The 24,101-nt window shown below is 59.0% G+C and carries 29 protein-coding genes and 2 pseudogenes; 11 read left to right on the forward strand and 20 right to left on the reverse strand.

Going from position 1 to position 24,101, the window contains the following annotated elements; all coding sequences use genetic code 11:
- Positions 1-41 precede the first annotated feature (41 nt).
- Both ACW9IN_RS26080 and ACW9IN_RS26085 read right to left on the reverse strand, forming a co-directional pair.
- Entirely contained in the window at positions 42-1,271 is a 1,230-nt protein-coding gene (locus ACW9IN_RS26080; protein ID WP_457368548.1) for a winged helix-turn-helix domain-containing protein, read from the reverse strand.
- A 45-nt stretch (positions 1,272-1,316) separates the two neighbouring features.
- Entirely contained in the window at positions 1,317-1,523 is a 207-nt protein-coding gene (locus ACW9IN_RS26085; RefSeq protein ID WP_457368549.1) for a DUF1127 domain-containing protein, read from the reverse strand.
- A 70-nt stretch (positions 1,524-1,593) separates the two neighbouring features.
- On the opposite strand from ACW9IN_RS26085, the gene ACW9IN_RS26090 reads away from it, so the two are divergent.
- Complete coding sequence (locus ACW9IN_RS26090; RefSeq protein ID WP_457368550.1) at positions 1,594-2,481, forward strand: LysR family transcriptional regulator; 888 nt, start codon at positions 1,594-1,596, stop codon at positions 2,479-2,481.
- On the opposite strand, the gene ACW9IN_RS26095 is transcribed toward ACW9IN_RS26090, so the two are convergent.
- A complete protein-coding gene (locus ACW9IN_RS26095; RefSeq protein ID WP_457368551.1) occupies positions 2,471-3,220 on the reverse strand; it encodes a sulfite exporter TauE/SafE family protein in 750 nt (249 codons plus the stop codon). The genes ACW9IN_RS26090 and ACW9IN_RS26095 overlap by 11 nt on opposite strands.
- Before the next feature lie 107 nt (positions 3,221-3,327).
- On the opposite strand from ACW9IN_RS26095, the gene ACW9IN_RS26100 reads away from it, so the two are divergent.
- The 4 genes and pseudogenes from ACW9IN_RS26100 to ACW9IN_RS26115 all read left to right on the forward strand — a co-directional run.
- The gene (locus ACW9IN_RS26100) at positions 3,328-4,278 is read left to right on the forward strand and encodes a LysR family transcriptional regulator (RefSeq protein WP_457368552.1); all 951 of its coding nucleotides are present in this window, start codon (positions 3,328-3,330) and stop codon (positions 4,276-4,278) included.
- A gap of 78 nt (positions 4,279-4,356) precedes the next feature.
- Positions 4,357-4,809 (forward strand): MarR family winged helix-turn-helix transcriptional regulator, encoded by a 453-nt coding sequence (locus tag ACW9IN_RS26105; protein WP_457368553.1) that lies wholly within the window; start codon positions 4,357-4,359, stop codon positions 4,807-4,809.
- Positions 4,810-5,215: 406 nt separating this feature from the next.
- Positions 5,216-5,635, forward strand: coding sequence for an organic hydroperoxide resistance protein (locus ACW9IN_RS26110; protein ID WP_457368554.1), 420 nt, complete (start codon positions 5,216-5,218; stop codon positions 5,633-5,635).
- Positions 5,636-5,662: 27 nt separating this feature from the next.
- A pseudogene (locus tag ACW9IN_RS26115) lies at positions 5,663-6,385 on the forward strand (alpha/beta hydrolase fold domain-containing protein); the annotation flags it as partial.
- 249 nt (positions 6,386-6,634) lie between these two features.
- Here ACW9IN_RS26115 and ACW9IN_RS26120 read toward each other — a convergent pair.
- The 8 genes from ACW9IN_RS26120 to ACW9IN_RS26155 all read right to left on the reverse strand — a co-directional run bounded on the left by ACW9IN_RS26120 (position 6,635) and on the right by ACW9IN_RS26155 (position 12,849).
- Positions 6,635-6,799 carry a hypothetical protein gene (locus ACW9IN_RS26120; protein WP_457368555.1) on the reverse strand — a complete coding sequence of 55 codons (165 nt, stop codon included), beginning with the start codon at positions 6,797-6,799 and terminating at the stop codon, positions 6,635-6,637.
- Between the two features lie 174 nt (positions 6,800-6,973).
- Complete coding sequence (locus tag ACW9IN_RS26125) at positions 6,974-8,017, reverse strand: hypothetical protein (RefSeq protein ID WP_457368556.1); 1,044 nt, start codon at positions 8,015-8,017, stop codon at positions 6,974-6,976.
- Between the two features lie 44 nt (positions 8,018-8,061).
- Positions 8,062-8,496 carry a hypothetical protein gene (locus ACW9IN_RS26130; RefSeq protein WP_457368557.1) on the reverse strand — a complete coding sequence of 145 codons (435 nt, stop codon included), beginning with the start codon at positions 8,494-8,496 and terminating at the stop codon, positions 8,062-8,064.
- Between the two features lie 196 nt (positions 8,497-8,692).
- Positions 8,693-8,983 (reverse strand): hypothetical protein, encoded by a 291-nt coding sequence (locus tag ACW9IN_RS26135; RefSeq protein WP_457368558.1) that lies wholly within the window; start codon positions 8,981-8,983, stop codon positions 8,693-8,695.
- Positions 8,984-9,173: 190 nt separating this feature from the next.
- Positions 9,174-9,719, reverse strand: coding sequence for a hypothetical protein (locus ACW9IN_RS26140; protein ID WP_457368559.1), 546 nt, complete (start codon positions 9,717-9,719; stop codon positions 9,174-9,176).
- Positions 9,720-9,733: 14 nt separating this feature from the next.
- Positions 9,734-9,961: a hypothetical protein gene (locus ACW9IN_RS26145; RefSeq protein WP_457368560.1), complete on the reverse strand. Its 228-nt coding sequence runs from the start codon at positions 9,959-9,961 to the stop codon at positions 9,734-9,736.
- 668 nt (positions 9,962-10,629) lie between these two features.
- Positions 10,630-11,172, reverse strand: coding sequence for a hypothetical protein (locus tag ACW9IN_RS26150; RefSeq protein ID WP_457368561.1), 543 nt, complete (start codon positions 11,170-11,172; stop codon positions 10,630-10,632).
- A 330-nt stretch (positions 11,173-11,502) separates the two neighbouring features.
- Positions 11,503-12,849, reverse strand: a complete 1,347-nt coding sequence (locus ACW9IN_RS26155; protein WP_457368562.1) for a tyrosine-type recombinase/integrase — start codon at positions 12,847-12,849, stop codon at positions 11,503-11,505.
- Between the two features lie 215 nt (positions 12,850-13,064).
- Here ACW9IN_RS26155 and ACW9IN_RS26160 point away from each other — a divergent pair.
- Positions 13,065-13,375 (forward strand): annotated as a pseudogene (locus ACW9IN_RS26160) (alpha/beta hydrolase fold domain-containing protein); the annotation flags it as partial.
- A gap of 65 nt (positions 13,376-13,440) precedes the next feature.
- Here the strand turns inward: ACW9IN_RS26160 and ACW9IN_RS26165 are convergent.
- Both ACW9IN_RS26165 and earP read right to left on the reverse strand, forming a co-directional pair.
- Complete coding sequence (locus tag ACW9IN_RS26165) at positions 13,441-14,013, reverse strand: elongation factor P (RefSeq protein ID WP_457368563.1); 573 nt, start codon at positions 14,011-14,013, stop codon at positions 13,441-13,443.
- A 49-nt stretch (positions 14,014-14,062) separates the two neighbouring features.
- Positions 14,063-15,196 carry an elongation factor P maturation arginine rhamnosyltransferase EarP gene (earP, locus tag ACW9IN_RS26170; RefSeq protein WP_457368564.1) on the reverse strand — a complete coding sequence of 378 codons (1,134 nt, stop codon included), beginning with the start codon at positions 15,194-15,196 and terminating at the stop codon, positions 14,063-14,065.
- A gap of 132 nt (positions 15,197-15,328) precedes the next feature.
- Between earP and ACW9IN_RS26175 the strand changes: the two genes are divergently transcribed.
- Entirely contained in the window at positions 15,329-15,697 is a 369-nt protein-coding gene (locus tag ACW9IN_RS26175; protein ID WP_457368565.1) for a hypothetical protein, read from the forward strand.
- 5 nt (positions 15,698-15,702) lie between these two features.
- The gene (locus ACW9IN_RS26180; protein WP_457368566.1) at positions 15,703-16,185 is read left to right on the forward strand and encodes a GreA/GreB family elongation factor; all 483 of its coding nucleotides are present in this window, start codon (positions 15,703-15,705) and stop codon (positions 16,183-16,185) included.
- A gap of 5 nt (positions 16,186-16,190) precedes the next feature.
- On the opposite strand, the gene cysB is transcribed toward ACW9IN_RS26180, so the two are convergent.
- From cysB to ACW9IN_RS26205, 5 genes are all read right to left on the reverse strand, one after another.
- Positions 16,191-17,165 carry an HTH-type transcriptional regulator CysB gene (cysB, locus tag ACW9IN_RS26185; protein WP_012722988.1) on the reverse strand — a complete coding sequence of 325 codons (975 nt, stop codon included), beginning with the start codon at positions 17,163-17,165 and terminating at the stop codon, positions 16,191-16,193.
- 103 nt (positions 17,166-17,268) lie between these two features.
- Positions 17,269-17,769, reverse strand: a complete 501-nt coding sequence (locus tag ACW9IN_RS26190) for a universal stress protein (protein WP_457368567.1) — start codon at positions 17,767-17,769, stop codon at positions 17,269-17,271.
- A 70-nt stretch (positions 17,770-17,839) separates the two neighbouring features.
- The gene (locus ACW9IN_RS26195; RefSeq protein WP_457368568.1) at positions 17,840-18,757 is read right to left on the reverse strand and encodes a 5'-nucleotidase; all 918 of its coding nucleotides are present in this window, start codon (positions 18,755-18,757) and stop codon (positions 17,840-17,842) included.
- Between the two features lie 17 nt (positions 18,758-18,774).
- On the reverse strand, positions 18,775-19,728 hold the full coding sequence (locus ACW9IN_RS26200; RefSeq protein ID WP_457368569.1) for a putative 2-dehydropantoate 2-reductase: 954 nt from the start codon (positions 19,726-19,728) through the stop codon (positions 18,775-18,777).
- Entirely contained in the window at positions 19,725-20,111 is a 387-nt protein-coding gene (locus ACW9IN_RS26205) for a thioredoxin family protein (protein ID WP_457368570.1), read from the reverse strand. The genes ACW9IN_RS26200 and ACW9IN_RS26205 overlap by 4 nt, the downstream gene beginning before the upstream one ends.
- On the opposite strand from ACW9IN_RS26205, the gene ACW9IN_RS26210 reads away from it, so the two are divergent.
- The gene (locus tag ACW9IN_RS26210) at positions 20,110-20,544 is read left to right on the forward strand and encodes a PilZ domain-containing protein (protein ID WP_457368571.1); all 435 of its coding nucleotides are present in this window, start codon (positions 20,110-20,112) and stop codon (positions 20,542-20,544) included. The genes ACW9IN_RS26205 and ACW9IN_RS26210 overlap by 2 nt on opposite strands.
- 129 nt (positions 20,545-20,673) lie before the next feature.
- A complete protein-coding gene (locus ACW9IN_RS26215) occupies positions 20,674-21,750 on the forward strand; it encodes a 3-deoxy-7-phosphoheptulonate synthase (protein ID WP_457368572.1) in 1,077 nt (358 codons plus the stop codon).
- A 64-nt stretch (positions 21,751-21,814) separates the two neighbouring features.
- On the opposite strand, the gene ACW9IN_RS26220 is transcribed toward ACW9IN_RS26215, so the two are convergent.
- On the reverse strand, positions 21,815-22,096 hold the full coding sequence (locus tag ACW9IN_RS26220; protein ID WP_003189869.1) for a GNAT family N-acetyltransferase: 282 nt from the start codon (positions 22,094-22,096) through the stop codon (positions 21,815-21,817).
- Positions 22,097-22,706: 610 nt separating this feature from the next.
- On the opposite strand from ACW9IN_RS26220, the gene oprI reads away from it, so the two are divergent.
- The gene (gene oprI, locus ACW9IN_RS26225) at positions 22,707-22,958 is read left to right on the forward strand and encodes an outer membrane lipoprotei OprI (protein ID WP_003172710.1); all 252 of its coding nucleotides are present in this window, start codon (positions 22,707-22,709) and stop codon (positions 22,956-22,958) included.
- A 135-nt stretch (positions 22,959-23,093) separates the two neighbouring features.
- Here the strand turns inward: oprI and ACW9IN_RS26230 are convergent, their stop codons facing one another.
- Positions 23,094-24,062, reverse strand: coding sequence for a L,D-transpeptidase family protein (locus ACW9IN_RS26230; RefSeq protein WP_457368573.1), 969 nt, complete (start codon positions 24,060-24,062; stop codon positions 23,094-23,096).
- Positions 24,063-24,101 lie beyond the last annotated feature (39 nt).

Below are 24,101 nucleotides of genomic sequence, written 5' to 3' on the forward strand. Positions count from 1 at the left end.
CGCGTACTCCTGTGGGAGCCGGGCTTGCCCGCGATGAGGCCCTAAAAAACACTATCTCTATTGATCATCGCCGCCCTCAATCGGCCGGCACTTGGCCGCTGGCAATTGAGCCGGACCTGTTCCAGCCCGAGCCAGTCGGCCATTTGCCGCAGGTTCAAGGCCAGCGCAGCCACCCCCTCATCATCCAAGCCAGGCTCTTCCTCATGCACCGCATGCACCGCCAGGCGCCCATTGGCACGTTCGGCACGCAGGTCGACACGTGCGGCAATACGCTCGTTGTGCAAAAACGGCAACACGTAGTAGCCGTACACCCGCTTGTCTTGTGGGGTATAGATCTCCAGCCGGTAACGGAAATCGAACAAGCGCTCGGTGCGGCTGCGCTCCCAGATCAGCGAATCGAACGGCGACAGCAACGCACTGGCCGGCACTTTGCGCGGCACCCTGGGCTCGGGCAGGCAGTATGCAAGTTGCCTCCAGCCTTGCACCTGGCAGGCCAGCAACTGCCCATCCTCGACCAACTCGGCCAGCCTCAAACGACTGTCGGCGGGGTCCAGACGAAAATAGTCACGCAGATCTTTTTCAGTGGCTACGCCCAATGCCGTGGCACTGTGCAGCAACAAGCCGCGCTGGGCATCGGCCTCACTTACCACGGCCTGAAGGCATTCGTCAGGGATGATCCGCTCCGGCAAATCGTAGAGACGCTCAAAGCCACGCCGCCCCGCCACCGTGACCAGGCCCGCAGCAAACAACCACTCCAGCGCGTGCTTCTCATCGCTCCAGTCCCACCAGGGCCCGGCGCGCTCTTCACGGGTCGATAGGCTGCCGGCTCCCACTGCGCCTTGTTGTTCGACCGTTTGTAAAACGCGCCGAATCGTCGCCTGTTGCTCACGCCCGAAACGCGCCATCTGCGAATAGATACCCCGCCCCTGTTGCGCCCGCTCCATGCGCCAACGCATCAGCGGGTAGAGCGCCATGGGTAACAACGAAGCCTCATGCCCCCAGTACTCGAACAGCGAACGACGTCGACCCTGGCTCCAGGCAGCCTGTTCGAGGATCAGCGGAGAATAGTGACCCAGGCGCGAAAACAACGGCAGGTAGTGGGAACGCACCACGGCATTGACCGAGTCGATCTGCAACACGCCCAGGCGTTCGATCATGCGGTTGAGGTGCGCGGCCTTGATCTGTGCCGGCGCCTGGCGCCCGGAAAAACCCTGGGCCGCCAGCGTCATGCGTCGAGCTTGCTTGAGGGAAAAGGACAAGTCGGCGGGCATGGTTTTCTCCATAGGGGCTCGCCGACTACCCTACTGCATTCCGGCTCATTTGCGCAGCGGGTCTTCCCAGAAATGCCGATGGCTTTCCTGTTCGACATCGGCGCGATTGAGGCCGATGTCCTTGAGGGCATCGTCGCTCAACGTCGCCAGCAACTGGCGCTCGTGGTGCAGCGCCTGCCAGCGCGCGATCACTTGGAACAACCCGGAAAACGGCCGTTTCGTCGTTAACACATAACCTTTCTGACCTTTCATCTTCTCGCCCTCCCGTGGGGATGACGAAAGTGTGTGCCTGGCACTATGATCAATCCAACGAATGTTTTTTATGCAATACATCTCGGAGATTGATCAATTGTCCGGCTACCCGAGCATCGACACCGAAGTGCTGCGCACCTTCGTCGCCATCGCCGACCAGGGTGGTTTTACCCGTGCCGGCGAACAGGTCAACCGCACGCAGTCGGCGGTCAGCATGCAGATGAAACGCCTGGAGGAAGACGTGCTGCAGCGCAAGCTGTTCGAGCGCGATGGCCGGCAAGTGCGGCTCACGCCCGAAGGCCAGGTATTGCTGGGTTATGCACGGCGCATCCTGAAACTTCACAGCGAAGTGTTCAACACTCTGCGCGAGCCGCACATGGTGGGCCTGGTACGCATCGGCACGCCGGACGACTACGTGATGCGCTTTCTACCGGGGATTCTCAAACGGTTTTCCAAAGCCTACCCACTGATCCAGATCGAGATGCACTGCGAGTCTTCACTGGTACTGATGCAGCGCAAGGACTTGGCGCTGACCGTGATCAGCCGCCAGCCAGGCGACGACATCGGCGAACTGCTACGCAACGAAAGGATGGTCTGGGTCGCCTCGCCCGGCTTTTGCCTGGACGAACATGCCTCACTGCCCGTGGCCATCTCCGGCGTCGACATGAACAGCTTCTGCACCCAGTGGATGCGCACGGCACTGGAGGCCAGCGGCCGCGATTACCGCTTTGCCTATCACAGCACCAACTGTGCGGCGATCCAGGCGGTGGTCAGTTCCGGCCTGGCGATCACCGCCAGCATGGAAAGCCTGGTGACCGACGACCTGCGGATCCTGGACAGCGCCGAAGGTTTCCCGCCGCTGCCTTCGGTCAACCTGCGGCTGTTGCGCAACCCCGGGATGACTTCGCCGATTACCGACTGCCTGGCGGAGTACATCCTCGAAGGCTTCAAACTTTAAAGGTCAGCATCACCGCGCAGATCACCAGGAACCCGCAAAACAGCCCGCGCAACACACGCTCCGGCAGTGCGTGGGCCACTTTCACGCCCCAACTGATGCTGAGCAGGCCACCGACTGCCAGGGGCAGGCCGATGGTCCAGCTCACTTCGTGGTGCCAGGCGTAGGTCACCAACGTCACCCCGGTGCTGGGCAGCGCCAACGCCAGCGATAACCCCTGTGCCACCACCTGGGTGGTGCCGAACAGGCCGGTGAGCACCGGCGTGGCGATCACCGCCCCACCCACTCCGAACAAGCCGCCCATGGAGCCGGACGCCGCCCCCAGCACGCCCAGCCATGGCCAGGAGTAGCGCATCTGCGCCGTAGGCGGTGCGTTGCGTGTGAACATGCGCAAGAGGTTGTAGGCCGACAGTGCCAGGAGAAAGGCGATAAAGCCCACGCGCATCGCCCCGGCATCCAGCCCCACGGCCCAGATCGACCCCAGCCAGGCAAAGGTGAACCCCATGATGCCCAGCGGCAGCGCATGGTGCAGGTGAATCCGGTTGCGCTGGTGGTAGCGCCACAGGGCGAGCATCACATTGGGCACGACCATCACCAGCGCCGTGCCTTGGGCCAGTTGTTGATCGAGCCCGAACAAGACGCCCAGCACCGGGATGGCAATCAGCCCGCCACCAATGCCAAACAGCCCACCGACGGTGCCCAACACACCGCCCAGCACCACATACATGACGACATCCAACACAACCGCGCTCCTCCACTATCCCAAGGCTTGCATGCTACGCAGTCGGCTATGGCGCGGAAACGCACAGCAACGCACAATGGCTGTGCCAATCTCGCATAAGCGCGCCTATGAACCCGAATACCTTGACCGATCAGTTGGGCCTGTTCCTCGATGTACTGGAAACGGGGAGCTTTTCCGCCGCTGCACGACGCCATCCACTGACACCCTCGGCGGTGGCCCGACGCATCGACAGCCTCGAAAGCTCGGTCGGCAGCCGCCTGTTCCAACGCAGCACCCACGCGGTGGTGCCGACCCCGGCGGGCCTGGCATTTGCCGAGCGGGCGCGCAGGATCGTCAGCGAGTTGCAACTGGCCAGGGCCGAGGCGGTGTCCTTGAGCCATGCGCCAGAGGGTCTGATCCGCGTGGACGCGCCGGCAGCCTTTGGTCGCCGACACCTGGCGCCGGTAATTGCGGACTTTTTGAATGTGTACCCCGGTCTGGATGTGCACCTGCACCTGATCGACAGTTTTGTCGACATGCAGGGTGCGCATCTGGGCAAGGTCGACCTGGTACTGCGCGCCGGGCATATCGTCGACACCCGGCTGATTGCCACACCGCTGGCCAGTATCGTACGTATCGCCTGCGCGAGCCCGACCTACCTGAAAAATCGGGGCACACCGACCCATCCCGCAGAACTGAGCGAGCACGACGGCCTCGACTGGGATGGCCTGGCGCCGACATTCGCCTGGCGCTTCGAGATGGATGGGCGCCGCGTCACCTATCGCCCGCAACGCATACGCCTGAGCGCCAATAACGCGGAAGCCTTGTTGTCCGGCGCACTGGCTGGTCTGGGTGTGGCCCACCTGCCCACGTGGTTGGCGAGTGAATACCTGGTGCGCGGCGAACTGCTGCCACTGTTCTGCGAAAGCGGCCTGCCCAGTCCAGAAACCAGCGGCATTTACGCATTGCGCCTGGAACAACAACCCAACGCGCGCAGCCGGTTGCTGCTGGAATACTTGAAGTCACGTTTCAGCCCCATTCCGCCCTGGGATCTGGCGCTGCAAAGCGGCTTTGGCTGACCGCCCGGACGGAATTATCTGGCGCATTAAAGATTTGACCGCTAGATTCAGGGCAGACACGCTTTTTGAGGCACCACCATGAGCAAGAACCCCGCCCCCTGCGAATCCCTGATGCTGGACAACCAGCTGTGCTTCGCCCTGCACTCTACGTCATTGCTGATGACCAAAGTCTACAAGCCCTTGCTCCAAGCGCTCGGGCTGACCTATCCGCAATACCTGGCCATGATGGTGCTATGGGAAGAAGATGGCCTGACCGTAGGAGAAATCAGCAACCGCCTGCTGACCGACCCCGGCTCCCTCACACCGCTGCTCAAGCGACTCGAGAGCGAAGGCCTGCTCAGCCGTACCCGCAGCCGCGAAGATGAACGGGTGGTGGTGGTGGAACTGACCGACGCCGGCCGAGCCCTGCAAGACAAGGCCACCACCATTCCCCAGTGCATCCTCGGCGCCAGCGGCATGGAGCTGGAGCAGTTGATCAAGCTGCAAGGCGAACTGATTGCACTGCGCACCAGCCTGCAAGCCAGCATCTGATACGTAAGACCAGATACTGAGTCACTAAATCGTGGGAGCTGGCTTGTCGGGTCGCCGCATCGCTGCGAAGACGGCGGCACTGCTAACACAGATGCCGCCTGATCCACTGCCCTTGATTGTTCCCACGCTCCGCGTGGGAATGCCGCCCTGGACGCTCCGCGTCCGCTTTTGAAGTCGTGACGCGGAGCGTCACAGGATGCGTTTCCACGCAGAGCGTGGGAACGATCGGTCATACCGCAATCGCGGGCAAGCCAGCTCCCACTTTTGGTTCTGCGACGGCCTCGAGATTCAAGGCTGCAAAAAAATTTGAAAATTTATCTTGCGCGCAAAACATTGGCGCTATACATTCACTTCACCAACTACTTAGCGCACAAAACTTTAGCGCTACAACCAAGAGGAAGTCACCATGCAAGCTCTCTATACCGCAGTAGCCACCGCCACCGGCGGCCGTGATGGTCGTGCTGTTTCCAGCGATAACATCCTCGACGTCAAACTCACCACTCCCAAGGAGTTGGGCGGTGCCGGTGGCCAAGCCACCAACCCTGAGCAATTGTTCGCCGCCGGTTACTCGGCCTGCTTCATCGGCGCCCTGAAATTCGTGGCCAGCCAGACCAAACGCAAAATCCCGGATGACGCTTCGATCACCGCCCACGTTGGCATCGGTCAGATCCCCGGCGGTTTCGGCCTGGACATCGACCTGCACATCAGCCTGCCGGGCCTGGCCCAGGACGACGCGCAGAGCCTGGTCGACGCCGCTCACCAGGTCTGCCCGTACTCCAATGCCACCCGTGGCAACGTCGATGTACGCCTGCACGTGACTGTGTAATGAACCTCGCCGCCCTTGGAGAACACAATGAACACAATTGGTAAAGCACTCACCGGTACCCTGCTCGCCTTGTCGGTCACCCACGCCTTCGCCGCCCCTGGCGACGTTGAACACAACACCCAGGCGTTCCTGGATGTGTTGAACGCCGGCACCGGCAAGCCGCTGGAACAACTGGCACCCAAGGACGCCCGCGCCGTACTGACGGGTGCCCAGGCCGGCGTGAAGTTGACCTTGCCCAAGGCCGATGTGAGCCAGAAGACCATTCAGGTCGATGGCAAGCCACTGGACCTGACCATCGTGCGTCCGGCCGGGGTCAAGGGCACATTGCCTGTGTTCATGTTCTTCCACGGCGGCGGCTGGGTGCTGGGGGATTACCCGACCCATGAACGCCTGGTGCGGGATTTGGTAGTGGGCTCGGGGGCGGCGGCGGTATTCGTCAACTACACGCCGTCACCGGAAGCGCACTACCCGGTAGCGATCAACCAGGCCTACGGCGCCACCCGCTGGGTGGCCGAACATGGCAAGGAGATCAACCTCGACGGCACACGTCTGGCGGTTGCAGGCAACAGTGTCGGCGGCAATATGGCGGCAGTGGTCAGCCTGATGGCCAAGGACAAGGGCACACCGGCAATCAAGTTCCAACTGCTGTTATGGCCGGTGACTGACGCCAACTTCGACACGGCCTCGTACAACCAATACGCCGAAGGGCACTTCCTTACCCGAAACATGATGAAGTGGTTCTGGGACAACTCAGCGCCTGTCGGGTAGAGCCATTAAGCACGGGGCCTGTAGCCATAGTCAAGTCTATTGGTGACACGGTTGTTACAGCGTTGGTTACACACGCAGCGCACCGCATACCCATCAAGTGGTCATCCTCTGACCCAGCTCCCAAGGCATCTGAAAACCTTTACGTGACGCGACATGCACGCGCAGGCCCACCGGGGGTAACCGCGCAGGTTAGCTATGACAGGTGGTCTCAGAGAAATTTGTGTCAGATTTTCAAAGGGTCCCCGATACGTCCGTGATGACCTCTCCGACCAGCTCAGCGATTAGCTCGCCATGGGCTGCACCGTAAAGAACCGCTACGGTGCCTATCAGTTTCCATGTGGCTTTTGACATGGCGATAGCCTTAAGGACGGCCAACCATTGTTTCTTGGCGGCCATAGCGGTCTCCTTAAGCGTTCCTACGTAAAATGTGATGGTTGTTGTGGGTCATGTCCCTGCTCTTCGAGCGTAGGAACGCGCCACGGAATGGGCTCAACTGAAGACCCACCTATTTAGGTAGATGCTCAGGTCAGCCCACAAGGCCCGCGATGGGCCCTATGGATACTGCGGGTGTTACGCCTTGACGACCACGCGGGTAATCAGCGGGAAGTTCACGGCCTCAACTTGCAGGCGCTCGGTTGGGTCTTCAGGGTTGGCCAGCTTGATCTTGACCTTGGCCTGAGCCATTACGTCAGCCACACCGCTCACCTCAAAGTCCCAGCCCTGCACGCCAGCGTTACGGCTCGCCAGGATCTTCCACACGTCGCCTTCTTGGTCATGACGGAACGACAGCGAGGCGAAGCCCTTGGGCAGCATGAAGACGCCACGGTCGAGCCCGGAATAGAACTGCGTGCGGCAGCCCAAGAGGTCCTCAATGGACTCAACGCCTGCACGCTGTGCGGCACGCTCAAGCATCGCCTGCTCGGTCATGTGCATCAGCAACACAAAGTCACCCAGCGAATTCCCGACCGACTGGTTAATGCTCAGGGTCAGGGCGTCAATCCAGTCTTCAGCACGATCACGCGGAGTGGTGCCCGCAATGGTGACCTCCTTGGCTTCGACGCTTGGGGACTTGATGAGGATGTCTACCACGGTGGAACCACAGGCTTTCTCAAAGTCGGCCAGCATCTTATCCATCATCTGACCAATGCTATTGCCGGTGAAGCCAGCAACAACGTGAGCATCCAGAAGGGTGAAGCGATGCGAGAAGAACGCTGCGGTATTGGTCGGCTCAGTGAAGATGAAGTCGCCCGCTACGGCCTCCCCCTTGGTGACCAGAGAGTGATCGTAAATCGACTGGCGAGGGTCAAACTCGACGTTGCGATTGACCATGTTGACCAGTTGAACCGGGGTCGGCTCGGTGCCCTTAGGGCGGAACTCACAGGGGATCGCATCGACAGCGTTGTCGTGCCACTCACCGCCGTTAAAGAATTCGTCCATGCCCTGAGTGATGGCCTGAGCCAATACGCTGGAGTCAGTCGCTTGGGTGCCCGTAGAGGCTTGCGAGCTGAACTGAAGGTTGCCGCCATTGCCCCATACGGAGGTCTCATAGGCAGTAGGCGCTTTGTAGCGGTCGCGCTGGTCGCGGTGATCGGTAGTTTTGAATACGTTGGACATAATAATGGTCTCCTGAAATTGATTGATTGAGGTAAAGGTCAGTCTTAGTGGTTGTCGAGCCAGTTGGCATCCGATGAGAAGCTGCTACGCCCATTAGCGGACCGGATAGCTACGCCCATGGCCCGGTACTTGTCCTCACGGGTTTCACGAGCGGCACGACGACGAGCGACCTCAAGGGCAGAGCCACCTTCATAGGACTTGCAGCGCTCGGCATGGGCATTGGCTTCGCGGAGTCGCTCAGCCTGCTCACGTTGTGCGACCAACTTACGGGTCTCGATGGCCCTCACGATGGCCGGAAAGGCAGCAGCGCTCAGACCAGCGTCCAGATACTGGCTTACGATTGCCTCTTGGGCTGGCTTGCTGCTCCCAGCGGTAGTAATCAGGGTCGCCAGCATGACGCCCTCGGCATACGCACGTGATACGACCTGACCTTGTACTTCAACGGTTTCAGGGGTGACTTTCTGGATATTCAGTTGCATGGTTGTGAGTCTCCTATTAGAGACATTGATTCATGGCCTTGCCGCATAGAGGCAACGTGACCAGATGGCAAGGAGTAGCCGCACGGGCCTCTCAAGGTCATGATCAATATCTTCTGGGTTTGGGGGTTAGTTAGTGCGATCACGGGTCTGTAGCTTGGCGGGTGTGATCCGGGTGCCGATGGCGGACGGCGGTAAGTTAAAGCGGTAGGTTAATTGGCTGGCGGGTCAGCGGGATGCGCATGGGCGCTCGCATAACGGCGTCAAGATTCATACTGGTTGTGGTAGTGATGGACTCGACAAATGAGACCATGACTGGATTGATCGCCTTCAGGTGCCCTATAAGTTTCTCGTAGTTCACCCCATGCTCATCGCTGGAGGTCACTTGTTCGCGGACACGCCAATCACGCCAAAGGGTGCGCAGGGTGATCAGCTTGGTTCGACTTGCTGGAGACGTGAAGAATGCGTTGAGCTGGTCGGCAAAGGTCATGGCCGAGGCTCCCGCTGGTGATACGCATAGCGCTGACGCTTACGTGCCTCCCGATAGTAGTGGAGCCTACGCTCGATGATGGCGCGGCGTTCCTCTTCAGGGACCCCGGCGAGCATTAGTTTCAGAGTCAGGCAAAGTAGGTGGCGTTGGCGGTTACTCAACGGCCCCAGATTTGGGGGCGTTGACGCCTTCATCGGGTCACCCCCAGCTTCAAGCCCAACTCGACAGCTCGTTCATGAGTCAGGTTGCCACGCTGAACGGCGTTGCGCAGGCCCTCTTGGGAGTTCGTGTGATGGCGCTTCAGGGCCGTCCAGTCGCACTTATCGTTGAACACATGGCGTTTCAGGATGGTGGCGCTGTGGTCATTGCCTAACGCGGTCATCTTGTCGGCGACCAGCAGGGCTACTTCTGGTAACTCAAGGATGGCCTCGAAGGCGTCATAGACCATATCCTTGAACTCGTCTGAGACCCAGCCAGCGTACTCAAGGGTTGCTCGCTTAGTTGCAAAGACCATTGAGCCAGAACGCCCGTTGTTTAACGCATGCAGAAATTGCATTCGTTCCAGACGCTCAGCGAGCTTGGTCCGCCACTGCCCCGGTTGCTTACCCTTAGGTAACTTCAAGGTCCGCCAGATGTCCGTTAAGTCCCACCGTCCATGGTCGTCGGCCTTGAATGCCTGACCTTCAATGATGATGATGTGTGCAGCGTGCTTGTGTCTGATGTTAGGGGTAAACATAGTTGTCGTGTCCTCTACTGACCCCGGTTCGGTTGCCATGGTCCCGCCGTTGTCGCCATGAACGATGTTGAAATTTCAACCTCGGTGCAGCTCAGCTTGCTCCATTGACCGGGGCGCTTATTGTCGGGCAGACCCAGTGCCTTGTGGATGGCCGTGAGGCTCCACATTCCATCCTCGTTCGGCTTGAAGGCTTGACCCTCAATCACGATGGGCAGCAGGTCGGTCTGGTTGTTGGTTAGCATAGTAGTGGACTCCTTTTGAATGCTTCCTGGTTCGCTTCCACAGGCCGACCGTCAAGACCCCACTACGGGCATCGACTATGGCTCAAGAAGCATTCAGAAAGACTTGACGTTGATATAAGCCCAGCGACGGGCGTAGAGGTGACCAGGGAATGGCTGCTGATATTTATTTCAGAATAAACGTAGCTGTCCCTGTTGTAGTGAGGGTTTTTGCGTCACCCTTGACGTGACCATGCAGAACCTGTTAGGCTTTAGACTCAATAGACCCTTGGCGTGCTGCTCATGGAGTACTTAAAGTTGACTTTGAGGAAGGGGATTATTTTGCAATAGCAAATCCCTTCACCCTGGGTCCACCTAACGCCCTTGGGGTCCTCGACGAGTAACCCGATGAGTTTTACCCCCAAGACCCGTAAAGACCTTTCGCTCTCAACCCAAGGGTCATTTGGTTATTAATAGTATGCGGCATTTAATCAGAGGGAGGTCTTTACGCTCCCTTAAAGTCCACTCAATGAGTAGGGATTATTTTTGCAATAGCAAATCCCTTCACACTGGGTCACCTGACGCCCTTGGGGTCCTCGACGAGTAACCCGATGAGTTTTTACCCCAAGACCCGTAAAGACCTTTTCGCTCTCAACCCCAAGGGTCATTAGGTTATTAATAGTATGCGGCATTTAATCAGAGACGCTTCCAACGCCCAGTGTTCGCAGGTCGTAGTGCAACTGTGCAAGCGCTTCTGGGCTTGGCGGCTCAAGCTGGTCCTCCCATTGGCTCGAACGTTGCGGCGCATCCTTCAGGAAGCCGTAGCGCATCAGATGGCTAAGCGCATCAGGTCTACTCTTAAGTAGGCGTGGCATGGCTAACTCGATGGCCTTCACGTACCGCTGCGCCTGACGTAGGCCCAACCGGCTGTGAGCCATTACGGTGGCCGCTGAGACGACTTCGAGGTCCGCGATGATCGCTACAAGGCGCTTCACTGACAGGGGCTTAGACGAGCCACCGACCCCGATAGCCCGGTCATGCCAGTCAAGTCGAGCGATCCCCTCAATGATGTCCATAGCGAAGAAAGGGTACTGGCCGTAGTCGGGCTCAGTCGGGCCTATGAAGCCGCAGAACAGGTTGGTTATTTCCTTGGTAGGACGGCCTCGACCTCGCTTGACGCTGGAGATAGATGCAGTGTAATCGGCCTCGTGTAGAGCTGGATCGTAGCTGGTCATATGGTCCTCACTTGAAATCATGGCGACCGTTGTGGTCATCCTGTTTCAGTGAGGGTTTTTAACGACACCCGCTGTCACAAGGTCAGACAAGGCAACAAAAAGCCCACAAGGCCCGATGATTACGGGCACTTGCAGGCTCAAGGTGACGCTCCTGTGTAAATTGTGCAGGCCTATGGCCCAGGTGTTCCCTCAGATTTCACACAGGAGCGCCCTAACGAGCGCCTCAGCCATACGACCCACCTCAACGGCACTCCCAGCCCCATACAGGTCATAGCTGATCGACCCCGAAGCATGCCCCAAGATGGACTCAGCGGTGCCGACAGATACCTATCAGCCCTTCAAAGCCAACCGAAGGGAGTCACGAAGCCCCATCAGGTCAACCCCGCCGCCCTTACCATACAGGTCGAATGTAATAGACCCGGTAGCGTGCCCCATGATCGCCTGTGCGTGGTCGAGGGGAACCCCGTGGATCTTCATGGCCGTAGCCAACGAATGACGCAGGGAGTGAAATACCAGAGCCTTGTCATCAGCTTGGCCGTGGAAGGTCCTAAGCTTTGCGTTGACCATACGGCCTACGTTGATTCCATAGGAGAAAAGACGGCCACCAGCAGGCAGCGTATCGACCGACCTAAGGAAAGCTCCAAGGTCAAAACCATACGCTGACACGAGCGGGATCAGTCGAGCGCTCTGTTTGTTCTTCAGTGACTTGTGGCCGTGATCTTCATTTATAGACAGCACCACCACACCCGCCACGGTCTTAACATCCTCCTTGACCAACGTAGCCAGCTCATTGAGTCGAGCCCCGGTGATAGTCGCCAGTTGGATCAGCGTAGAGGCGTCTGTAGGATCCTGGACGGCGTTGCCCATGATCGCCTTGACCTGTGCCTCAGTGAAAGCTTTGCGATCACTGTCTACATCTCGCTTGATTTTAAGACCTTTGGCGAAGTGACGCGGGATCAGTCCATTATTCACAGCCCAATCAAGAACGGTCGTCATTGTGGTCAGCAGCTTATTGACGGTTGTGTTCGCACGATCAGTGCCAAGAGCCGCCTTCAGATCCGTCATCACAGCTCTATCGTGGGTCACCATATCGGTATCCCCAAGGCAGTCTGCAACGGTTCCTAACGAGGCCTTGAGCGCTTTCAATGTAGAAGCCTTCACGTTGTCGGCATGTTCGGCCAAGTAGGCGTCAGAAAGAGTCCTGAAGGTGTAAGGCGTAGCGATGGACTCGGTGGTCCTTTTGGGAGAATTGTGCTTACAGATTAGGACAGGAAGAGACGATGATTCTCTATTAGAGATTGAATGCTGATAGCTTTGATCTATTAATTGACTTGAGCTATTAGGCCTTGAGTTATCATCAAGTTCCTCAATAATCCCTGTAAGACCCTTCAGATCTCCTGAGAGACGCCGCTCGGCACCAGTAAGGGCAGAGAGAGCCTTGTCGAGACCCTTGGCCTGCAAGGCGGTCAGAGGGGCTGTCATTGCGTGGACTATCAAGTGCCCCTTGAGGTCACTGTAAACCCTGCCATATTCTTGCATCGGGTCATCGCTGTGATCCATCGCCAGGGCCTCGCAGGCAAACGCACGTATAGCGCCCTTGATGTCATCCCAAGTCGCCTGTGGATTGTCGAGGTGGAAGCCTTGTAGGGCGTCTCGCAGGTCCTTTGAGGTGGTCATTGCTTGATTCCTGTCGGTGGTACGTAAGGATACCGCATGGCCCACGGTGAGCCCTACAGGCCGTAGCCGCATGTAGTAGACCCCTTGGCGTCTGTAGTAATAGGGGGCAGCTATGCGGGTTGTTACAGCATTGGTTACACGGCGATCATGGTTTTCAGTGTTCATCAGCTCAAGACCCTGTATTCATTGGGCCCGATAGGGAACTGATAGAGTCCTGGGACAACTACACCACCGATGCCAAGCAGCGTGCCGAGATTTACGCCTCGCCGCTGCGGGCTACCACGGACCAGCTCAAGGGCTTGCCGCCCGCGCTGATCCAGACCGCCAGCGCCGACGTGCTGCGTGACGAAGGCGAAGCCTACGCCCGCAAGCTGGATGCTGCCGGTGTGCCGGTGTGCCGGTGACGGCGGTGCGCTACAACGGCATGATCCACGACTACGGTTTGCTCAATGTGGTCAGCCAGGTACCGGCGGTGCGTTCGGCACTGTTGCAGGCTGCGGATGAATTGAAACAACACCTGAAGTAAAAGCAGCGCCCACGAAAAAGCCCGCTTGCAAAAGCGGGCTTTTTTTCGTCTCGGCGCAGCCAGAATTACTTCTTGGCGCGGCCTTTGTACGAACCACCTTCGCGGGTGTCGATCTCGATCAGGTCGTCGATTTCGATGAAATCGGCAACTTGCAGCTCGGTACCGTTGCTCAGTTTGGCAGGCTTCATCACCTTGCCCGAAGTGTCACCGCGAGCGGAACCTTCGGTGTAGGTCACTTTACGCACGATGGTGGTCGGCAGCTCTACGGATACCAGGCGGCCTTCGAAGAACACGGCTTCGCAGATGTCTTCCATGCCTTCTTCGATGAACGGCAGAACGGCTTCGATATCTTCGGCGTTCAGCTCGTACATGGTGTAGTCAGTGGTGTCCATGAACGTGTAGGTGTCACCGCTGATGAACGACAGGGTGGCTTCCTTACGGTCCAGGATCACGTCATCCAGCTTGTCGTCTGCGCCGTATACGGTTTCAGTCTTGTAACCGGTCAGCAGGTTTTTCAGCTTGGTTTTCATGATCGCGCTGTTACGGCCCGACTTGGTGAATTCAGCTTTCTGAACCAACCATGGGTCGTTGTCGATACGCAGCACGGTACCGGGTTTCAGTTCTTTACCAGTTTTCATTGCATATATCCGAAATTTGGATGGGATTTACAAAATTCAAGGTGGCGTATCATATCCAACTTTCATAAAACTGTACCAGCGCCGTCGCAAGATCAGCCTGCAAGCCCTGTTCCAGACACCACGCCTCGGCGTGCCGGTTCACTTCAGGCCAGTGCTCCAGCAGCATTTTCCAGCAATGGGCCATATCCCCCTCGGTGTTCCACGCTTGCCACAGCGCGATCAACGCCGCACGGGCAGCCGGCGACAAGGCCGCCGTGTAGAGCGCCAGAAAAGCATCGAGCTTGTCGAGATGAATGTCCTCGTCCTGGCGATAGATGTGCCACAGCAAAGGCCGTCCGGCCCACTGGGCCCGCACGAACGAATCTTCGCCACGCACCGCATTGAAGTCGCAGCACCACAGCAGACGGTCATACTGCGCCTGGCGCACGAACGGCAGTACCTGCACGGTCAGGGTGTTGCGTGCATGAACATCCCCCGCCACCAGCCCTTCCACGCCAAGCCAACGCTGTACATCGCCGAGGATCCGCCCTTCGGGCACCAGTAGATGAGTGGCATGCCCGTCCGTCGACAACACGTCCAGCCACCGGGCCAGACCCGGGTTTTCATAGGCGAACAGCGATATCAGGCGAGCGCCTGTCGCCGGGAACACACCGAGCGACTGCAAAAACTGCTGTTGCGCTGCGGCGTCCTGCTGGAAGGCGCGACGCTGCTCCAGCAGCCCGGCCTCGCGCAGCAAGCCACCGGTGCCGTCACGAAAGCCGGGGAAGAAAAAGTACTTCTGCACCCCCTTGAACTTCACCGAAGGCAAGCGATGGCAACCCACGACCCAGTCCTCGGCACTGAGGTAATCCAGGTTCATCCACAACGGCGCACGCTCACGCTCGGCCATCGCCTCCATGTACTCGGGCGGCAATTGGCAGGCGAAGGCGGCCACCACCACATCGGCGGACGAGGTCTGTGCCCACTCGACCGGCCAATGGCGCACTTCAACGCCCTCTTGCCATTGCTGACTCGCCTGCACATTGACTTCGGGGCACATGCGTTCGAACGCGCGCAAGTCATCGACCCACAGGCGCACCTCACAAGCGTGCTCCGCGACCAATTGCCGGGCCAGGCGCCAGGTCACGCCGATGTCGCCATAGTTGTCGACGACACTGCAAAAAATATCCCAGCGGGCTTTCATTCCGGGCTCCAACGTTCAAAGGCTCGATTGTCCGCATAAATGCACGGATGCAGAAGGCTTGATCGCGATTATTCTGCACAGCGGCTGTGCGACAATCGCCGCCACACCGCCCATGCCTGCCAGGAGGCCGCTATGCCCGATCGTCCGTTGTCACTGCTCAAGCTCAGTGTCGCCATCGCGTTTGGCGTGTGGCTGGGATTTATCGCCATCGTGCTGAGCACCTGGCTGGCGTCGCGCTACCTGTTCCCGCAGAGCCTGGCGCCGGTGACCCAGGCGGTGGAGCAATTGGGCAAACCGACCGTCGTGGCGCCTGAAGCGCCGAACCGCATGTTCGAGCAGTATCAGGAAAACCTGCGCAAACAGGCGCAACAGCAAAGCCTGGAACAAGCCCGCAGCAACGCGCGCAACCTGTCCAACCCCAAATGCCAGTTCTGGCTGCAACAGGACCAGAACGCCCCCAACGAAAAGACCCGCGCCAATGTCCTGCAATTCTGCGATTGATCACCATGAATAAACATGCCGTCCACCGCCTGATTCTGGAAAAGCTCAGCGTCGACCTTGAGATCGCACAACGCGCTGCGCAGACCGCCTATGAAGCGGCGACCCACGAAGAAAACATCGCGGAAAACAAGTACGACACCCTGGGGCTGGAGGCATCCTACCTGGCAACAGGACAAGCCAGGCGCGTCGAGGAAATCAGGCTGGCGCTGACGCTGTGCCAGAACATGGCGCTGCGTGCCTACGATGATCAACGGGGTATAGAAATCGGTGCGCTATTGGGCCTGGCCGACGAAAACGATCGCCAGCAATGGCTGTTCCTGGCGCCGGATGGGGCGGGGTTGAAGGTAGAGGTCGTGGGACAACCGGTGACCGTCATCACCCCGCGCTCACCCTTGGGCAAAAGCCTGCTGGGCAAGTTCGAGGGTGATGAGGTGGAGATTCAGGTCGCAGGCGCCCGGCAACACTTTACGGTTACCGAGGCCAGGTAACCGGCTTAATGAACGGGCAGTTCCACGCCGTCGAACAACTCTTCCAATTCCTGCTTGTTGTGACACTGGATCGCTTTGGCCATGACTTCGCGGGTCAGGTGCGGCGCAAACTTCTCGATGAAGTCACACATGAAGCCGCGCAGGAAAGTGCCGCGACGGAAACCGATCTTGGTCACGCTGGACTCGAACAGTTCGCTGGCATCGAGCACCACCAGGTCTTTGTCGAGGGCGGTATCGACGGCCATCTTGGCGACGATGCCCACACCCAGGCCCAGGCGCACGTAAGTCTTGATCACGTCGGCGTCGGCGGCGGTGAACACCACTTTCGGTGTGAGACCACGGTGGCTGAACGCTTCGTCAAGCTTGGAACGGCCGGTGAAACCGAATACGTACGTCACGATCGGGTATTCAGCCAGCGCCTCGAGCGTCAGCTTCGGCAACTTGGCCAACGGGTGGCCTTGAGGCACGACCACGCAACGGTTCCAGCGGTAGCACGGCATCATCACCAGGTCGCCGAACAGCTCAAGGGCTTCGGTGGCAATGGCGAAGTCGACAGTGCCGTCAGCGGCCATCTCGGCGATTTGCATCGGTGACCCCTGATGCATATGCAGTGCCACGTCCGGGTACTGCTTGATGAAGTCGCGGATCACCGGCGGCAAGGCATAACGCGCTTGGGTGTGGGTAGTCGCGATCGACAGGGTGCCTTTCTTCTCGTTGGAGAATTCCTGGGCGATCTGCTTGATGCTTTCGACTTTGCGCAGGATCTCGCCGGCGGTGGTGATGATGCGCTCACCGGCCGGAGTCACGCGGGTCAGGTGCTTGCCGCTGCGCGCGAACACTTCCACACCCAGCTCGTCTTCGAGCAGGCGGATCTGCTTGCTGATACCGGGTTGCGAGGTGTAAAGGCTTTGAGCGGTAGCGGAAACGTTGAGGTCGTGGTGCGCCACTTCCCAGATGTAGCGCAGTTGTTGAAGCTTCATATGTGTCCCTCAAAGCAGATAGACGCCACGGGTATCAGCGACGGTATATAACTATATTAAAGGTATGATGGATAAATCTAGAACTTTTTATCGTTTTTACCGATCACACGTCATCACTGCGTCGACGTTGTAACGAGGGCACCAGGTAAATCGGCACGGTAGACAACTGCAACACTCGCGCAGCCGTGCGTCCAAGCGGGGTCGCCGCTGCGGTGGCATGGCTGTGGCTGCCGACGATCAGCAGGTCCACGGAAAGTTTGCGCAACTGGTCGAGAATCACCTCGCACGGGTCCCCCTGGATCACGCGCACCGAGCGAATCAACTTCAGGTCCTGCTCCCCCTCCCCCAACTCTTCGCGAAAGCTGTCCAGCACCCGCTGTTCGATCGTTGCCATCACCGTATTCACCCCCTGGCTCTGCCACTCGCTCAGCGCCTTCTCATCAAGGTAGCTCTGTAACACCGATTCGGCGAACAGGCCGATGGGCTCCACCACGTGAATCACGTACAGATCGGCCTTGAACGTTCGCGCCAGCGCCAGCGCATGTTGCATCACATAAGGCGCATACAGACCCAGGTCCGTGGCGTACAGCATCGAACGAATCATAGAACCTCCTGGTCTGCCAGGATGGCGGGGATTGCCTCAGCTTAGCAGTGCCACGGACACTTCGGCTGACTCAACTCTCAGACGGCGCCCTTACCTCGTTGCTGATGCCGTGGGGCACGTGCCCGGTGGCCACCACCTCCCTGGCTTTCTCGCAATGCCCGGCCTGATCATCGAAAAACACATCGGCGGCGAAGGCTTCCAGAAATGCCGACTTCTCCAGCCCGCCCAGGAACAGCGACTCATCCAGCCGGATGTCCCATTCGCGCAACGTACGAATCACCCGTTCATGGGAAGGCGCCGACCGTGCAGTGACCAACGCGGTGCGGATGGGGCACGCCTCGTCCGCAAACTCACGCTGCAACAGATTGAGCGCCGCCAGAAACCCCTTGAAGGGTCCACCGTGCAGAGGTTGGCGCGCCGACTCCCGTTCACTGGCCTGGAACGCTTCCAACCCCCCTGCCTGATACACCCGCTCGGATTCGTCGGAAAACAGCACCGCATCACCGTCGAAGGCGATTCGCAGTTCCTCGCTGGACGCACGTCGCGAGCCACCCGACAGAATCGTCGCCGCAGCGAAGCCTGCATCGAGGGCGCTGCGTACATCTTCGGCATGGGTGGACAGGAACAGGTGACACCCAAAAGCGGCCAGGTACGGATAGGGACTACGCCCACCCACAAAAGCGGCACGGGAAATATCCAGGCCGTAATGCTGGATCGAATTGAACACGCGCAGCCCCGTGTCGGCGCTGTTGCGCGACACCAGCACCACCTCGACCCGGGCGCGCCCAAGGCTGGCGTTGAGACTCAGCAGTTTCTTCACCAAGGGGAAGGCGTCGCCGGGCTCGAGGGTTTCTTCCTCATGGTCGATCTGGTACTTGCGGTAGGCCTCCACCCCTTGAGCCAGGTAGACCTTGTGGCTTTCACTCAGGTCGAACAGCGCCCGCGACGAAATCGCCAGCACCAGTTTGTCGCCCAATCCCTTTGCCATGATTTGCCCCCCCGGACTCAGCGGTTATGCCGGTCAATAAAACTCAAGGCTTGATACAGCGCCTGCATGCGTGGCAGCTCGCAACCCGCGGCCCTGGCAGCCGCCAGGGGGCGCGCGTAGATCGCCGCCAGCTCCAGTGGACGTTTATGCATATGGTCGTGATACATGCTGGGCAGATAGTCATCCATGCTTTCAGTCATGGTGAACATCTGCTCGGCGTAACTCGCAGGAATCCCATGGCCGCACGCGTGAGCGCCCTGTACCACCTCAGCCATCAATGCCTGGATCAGCTCACGACTGGACTCGTCGGCCATCATCGCGGTAGTGCCGGTCCCCAACAGTACGGAAAGTCCGTTGTAGGGCACGTTCCACACCAGTTTATGCCAGCGGGCCAGATGCACATTGGCCATACCTTGAGACTCGATACCCGCTTTGTGGAACAGCGCCGCGCCGGCGTCGACAATCGCCTGCTGAAGCGCCTCGTCGCCCGCCGCGCTACCACTGTGATAACCCAGGTTGACCCGACCCAGCGCCTGATGCTCGACCACACCTGGCGCTGAACGGTGCACACCGATGTAGCACAACCCTCCCAGCAGATGCAGCGACGGCGGCAAGTGTTCGCGCAGGCTGTCTTCCACATCCAGGCCATTTTGCAACAACACCACCTTGGCATCCGGCGCGGCCACCTGGGCGAGGGTTGGTGCCAGCTCGACGTTTCCCGTGGACTTGGTGCCCACGAGCAGCCAGTCACAGGGCGGCATATCGGCGGCACGGGCATAGGCCTGTACCGGATGCAGGTGCAAACGGCCATGCAGCGTACTATTGAGCTGCAAACCGCGCTCGCGGACGGCCGCGTATTCACTGCGCAACAGGAAGTGCACATCGAAGCCGGCGCGTGCCAGCATCACGCCGTAGAAACCACCGATGGCGCCTGTGCCGATGATACCGATGCGGGGTGATTGTGCAGTCATGGCAGATCCTCTGGGGTGCGGGCAAGCGCTTGTTGGATGGCGTCAGCGAGATCAGACGGTGTAAGGCGTGTCTGTAATTGTCCGAGAAATTGACCCTCGCACACCACGAACAGCGCCGGCAAATGAAAGATCTGGTAGCGTTCGACCGCACCGCCGTTGTGCCCGGCATCCACCCAGCACACGCGGCTCACCGGCAACTGCCAGCCGGGCACCTGCTGGCGCGCCCAACGACAGCTGGAACACCCGACGCTGGTGAATATCACCAACGAAATACCTGGCAATCCCAGCAATTGCTGGTCAATATCCAGATCGGTCAATTCCAGTTCCTTCACTATACTGCTGCCACCGCCGTCAACTGGACGGTGCTCGGAGTCCGTGTACATGGGTCGTTTTTTACCTCACCCTGATGATGTCGCTGTCGAGTTAATCCAACGTCCCTCTCCCGCCATCCCCCGCCAACGCCTGCTCACTATCGGCCTGGGCGGCATTGCCTGCAATTGCCCGCGCGCCTGGCGCCAGGGCACGGCCATCGACCTGCACATCCCTTCCCTGGGTGCCAGCGCCCGCTATCCGGGCTATGTAGCGTGGTGCCGCAAGGTAGAAAACGGTTATCGCATCGGCATCTTGTTTACCGAGGAACATGCCCTGTTCGGTGCTCGCATGGGGGAGCAAGCATGCAGGATAGAGCGTTACTGCCGCCAGCACGAAGACGCCGAGCCCACCCCCCAGCAACTTGACGCCCTGGCCCGCGAGTGGGTAGCACGCCATGCCAACGAGTTCTCCCATGAAGCCTTTGTGGCGCCGGCGCTGGATTAAAGGGCTTTGCCCATTGTCGCGGGCCCGTGATACGCGCTAAGGTTCCTCCCCCCTGCATTCAAATCATGCTGTGCTCCGCCGCACGGGGATGGCTGGCGGCCGGCACCCGTGACCCTGACGAGTAACACGATGGCTGATTTACCGATCAATGACCTTAACGTCGAATCCAACGAGACCCTGATCACACCCGATCAGCTCAAGCGCGATATTCCCCTGAGCGACACTGCCCTGCAGACCGTCACCAAGGGCCGCGAAGTCATCCGCAATATTCTCGACGGCACCGACCACCGCCTCTTTGTCGTGATCGGGCCCTGCTCGATCCACGACCTCAAGGCTGCCCACGAATACGCCGAGCGCCTCAAGGTGCTGGCGGCGGAAGTGTCCGACACCCTGTATCTGGTGATGCGCGTCTACTTCGAGAAACCTCGCACCACCGTCGGCTGGAAAGGCTTGATCAACGACCCTTACCTGGACGACTCGTTCAAGATCCAGGATGGCTTGCACATCGGTCGTCAGTTGTTGCTGGACCTTGCCGAAATGGGCCTGCCCACCGCCACCGAAGCCCTCGACCCGATCTCCCCGCAGTATCTGCAGGACCTGATCAGTTGGTCGGCCATCGGCGCGCGCACCACCGAATCCCAGACCCACCGCGAAATGGCGTCCGGCCTGTCTTCGGCCGTGGGCTTCAAGAACGGCACCGACGGCGGCCTGACCGTGGCGATCAACGCCCTGCAATCGGTCTCCAGCCCTCACCGCTTCCTGGGCATCAATCCGGAAGGCGGCGTTTCCATCGTCACCACCAAAGGCAACGCCTACGGTCACGTGGTGCTGCGCGGCGGCAACGGCAAGCCCAACTATGATTCGGTCAGCGTGGCCCTCTGCGAGCAGGCGCTGGACAAGGCCAAGATCAAGCCGAACATCATGGTCGACTGCAGTCACGCCAACTCCAACAAGGACCCGGCCCTGCAACCGCTGGTGATGGAAAACGTCGCCAACCAGATCCTTGAAGGCAACCAGTCGATCATCGGCCTGATGGTCGAGAGCCACCTGAACTGGGGTTGCCAGGCTATTCCAAAAGACCTGGCCGACTTGCAATACGGCGTGTCGATCACCGATGCCTGCATCGACTGGTCCGCAACCGAGAACACCCTGCGCAGCATGCACGCCAAGCTCAAGGATGTTTTGCCGAAACGCAAACGCAGCTGAACCCAGGCCGCACACACAAAAACGCCGGGCTGAGCCCGGCGTTTTTGTGTGTGCGATTTAACCTTTACAGCTTCGCAGCATGGCGCTGGTGACGCTCCATGTAGCGCTCCACGTAGGAGCAGGACGGGATCACCGTGTAACCCGCCTCTTCTGCGAACTTCAAGGCTTCCTCGGTCAACGCAGCAGCGATGCCACGGCCTCGCAGAGCATTGGGTACGAAGGTGCGATAGATATCCAGGGTCTGCTTTCCGAGATCCATATAGGTCAGATAGGCACGATGACCGTCCACATTGGTCTCGAACTGATGACCAGCCTGGTCATGGTGGATGGACAACGCCTCGCTCATCACTACTCCTCGCGGGTCTTGGTTTCTGACCCCTACCTTACCGATGTTTTTCCGGCGAAGGAACATCTACGCCACCCCGTGCCAGTCCGACAACGAGAAAACCCTTGGCGCTCACCACCAGCACGTAGGGAATAGTAGGCACCAATCCTGCAATTGCTCAAGGCGCACTCGTCATCCCCTGCCGCTGGCGGACATAGAAAGAGCCCCGATCACCCCGCGATCGAAAGCCTGAACATTGCCGGCAGTTGAACCTTGAGACGAACAGACGCTCTTAAAGTCACTCTACATGGGTGAAAGATGCCCGACGACGCAAAGGCACACTGCACGAAAGTGTTCCTCTGGATATATAAAATTTCATCTATTTACAAGGCTTAACACATACGGGCCGGCCCTTTCAGCCTGGATCCAATGTGTACGGACATGCAAAAAACTGGATGCTTTTTATACAAATTTCCAAAAGGTTAGCCAAAATAGATTCGGCGCAAGAATTTTTTTTGCTTCTTGCGCTACGTCAGTTTACTTACTACAAGTAATGGGTAGTATGTACGCCGGCTATTAGCTCACGCTGAGCAAGTAGTCATTTAATAGAAAGTCCTTGAAGGGGAACACGATGAACAACGTTCTGAAATTCTCTGCTCTGGCTCTGGCCGCAGTTCTGGCTACCGGTTGCAGCAGCGTCTCCAAAGAAACCGAAGCTCGTCTGACTGCAACTGAAGACGCAGCAGCTCGCTCCCAGGCCCGTGCAGACGAAGCCTACCGTAAAGCTGATGAAGCACTGGCTGCTGCTCAAAAAGCACAACAGACTGCTGACGAAGCTAACGAGCGCGCTCTGCGCATGCTTGAAAAAGCTAGCCGCAAGTAATAATCCCTCGGGATTGTTATCAAGCCGATCCATTTATGGGTCGGCTTTTTTATTGCCTGCGCTCGGGCTCCGAATCCCGGGCAATAAAAAGCCCGCCACAGCACAACGCCATGGCGGGCCAGCGATCAAGCAGACTTACTGCTGCAGATCGACCGGTGTACTGGACGCCACCGGCGCACCGCCCGGTACGCCGATTTCGGTGGGCAGACCATCTTCCGCCGCTACCACATCACGCACCTGATCCCAGTTCACCCGCAGGTTATTGGCCAAGTCTTCGCGCTTGAGCAAGGCGTTGATGACCGCTGTGTGCTTGTCCACCACCGAAGGTGTGCCATCGTCATTCAAGGGCGTATGCGCTTCGAGGTAAACCTTGCCGCCGCTGCTACCGAACTTGTAGGCATCGTTGATGATGCGCACCGACGTTCCGACCGGCACCATGCTCGCCATTTCCAGCACGTTGTTGTTGAACATGCGGAAACAGCCGTGGCTTGTACGCGTGCCGATACCAAATTTCATGTTGGAGCCGTGGATCAGATAGCCCGGCGTCCCAAGGGTGAACTTGAACGGCCCCAGGGGATTGTCCGGCCCGGCCGGCACCACGTTGGGCAGCGGATCGCCATTGGCAGCATGCTCGGCCTTGATCGACGCCGGCGGCGTCCAGGTCGGGTTGGGCGTCTTGGCGATGATGCTGGTATGGGCAATCGGCGACCCCCAACCCTCACGCCCGATCCCGAGCGGGAAGGTGTAGACCACGTTCTGGCCTTTGGGGAAATAGTAGAGCCGGTATTCGGCCAGGTTGATCACGATGCCTTCCCTCGGCCCCGGCGGCAGAATGAAGCGCGTCGGCAGCACGATCTCGGTGCCCGCACCCGGCAACCAGGCATCGACGCCCGGGTTGGCCGCGACCATTTCCGAATAACCCAGGTCATAGGTGGTGCCCAGGTCGGCAAAGGTGTCTTCGTACTTGGCCTTGATCACCTGGACCTGGCCCACGATGTCTTCACCGGGCGGTGGCAAGGGCAACTGCAAGGCGGCTGCGGAACCGGCTGCGCAAAGCGCGGCGAGAGACAGGCAGCAGGTGACGACGGAGAGGCGCGACAACATCCGGAAAATCCTTCGCAGAAACGACGGGTATGAAAAAAT

The organism is Pseudomonas sp. SDO5271_S396, assembly GCF_054071795.1.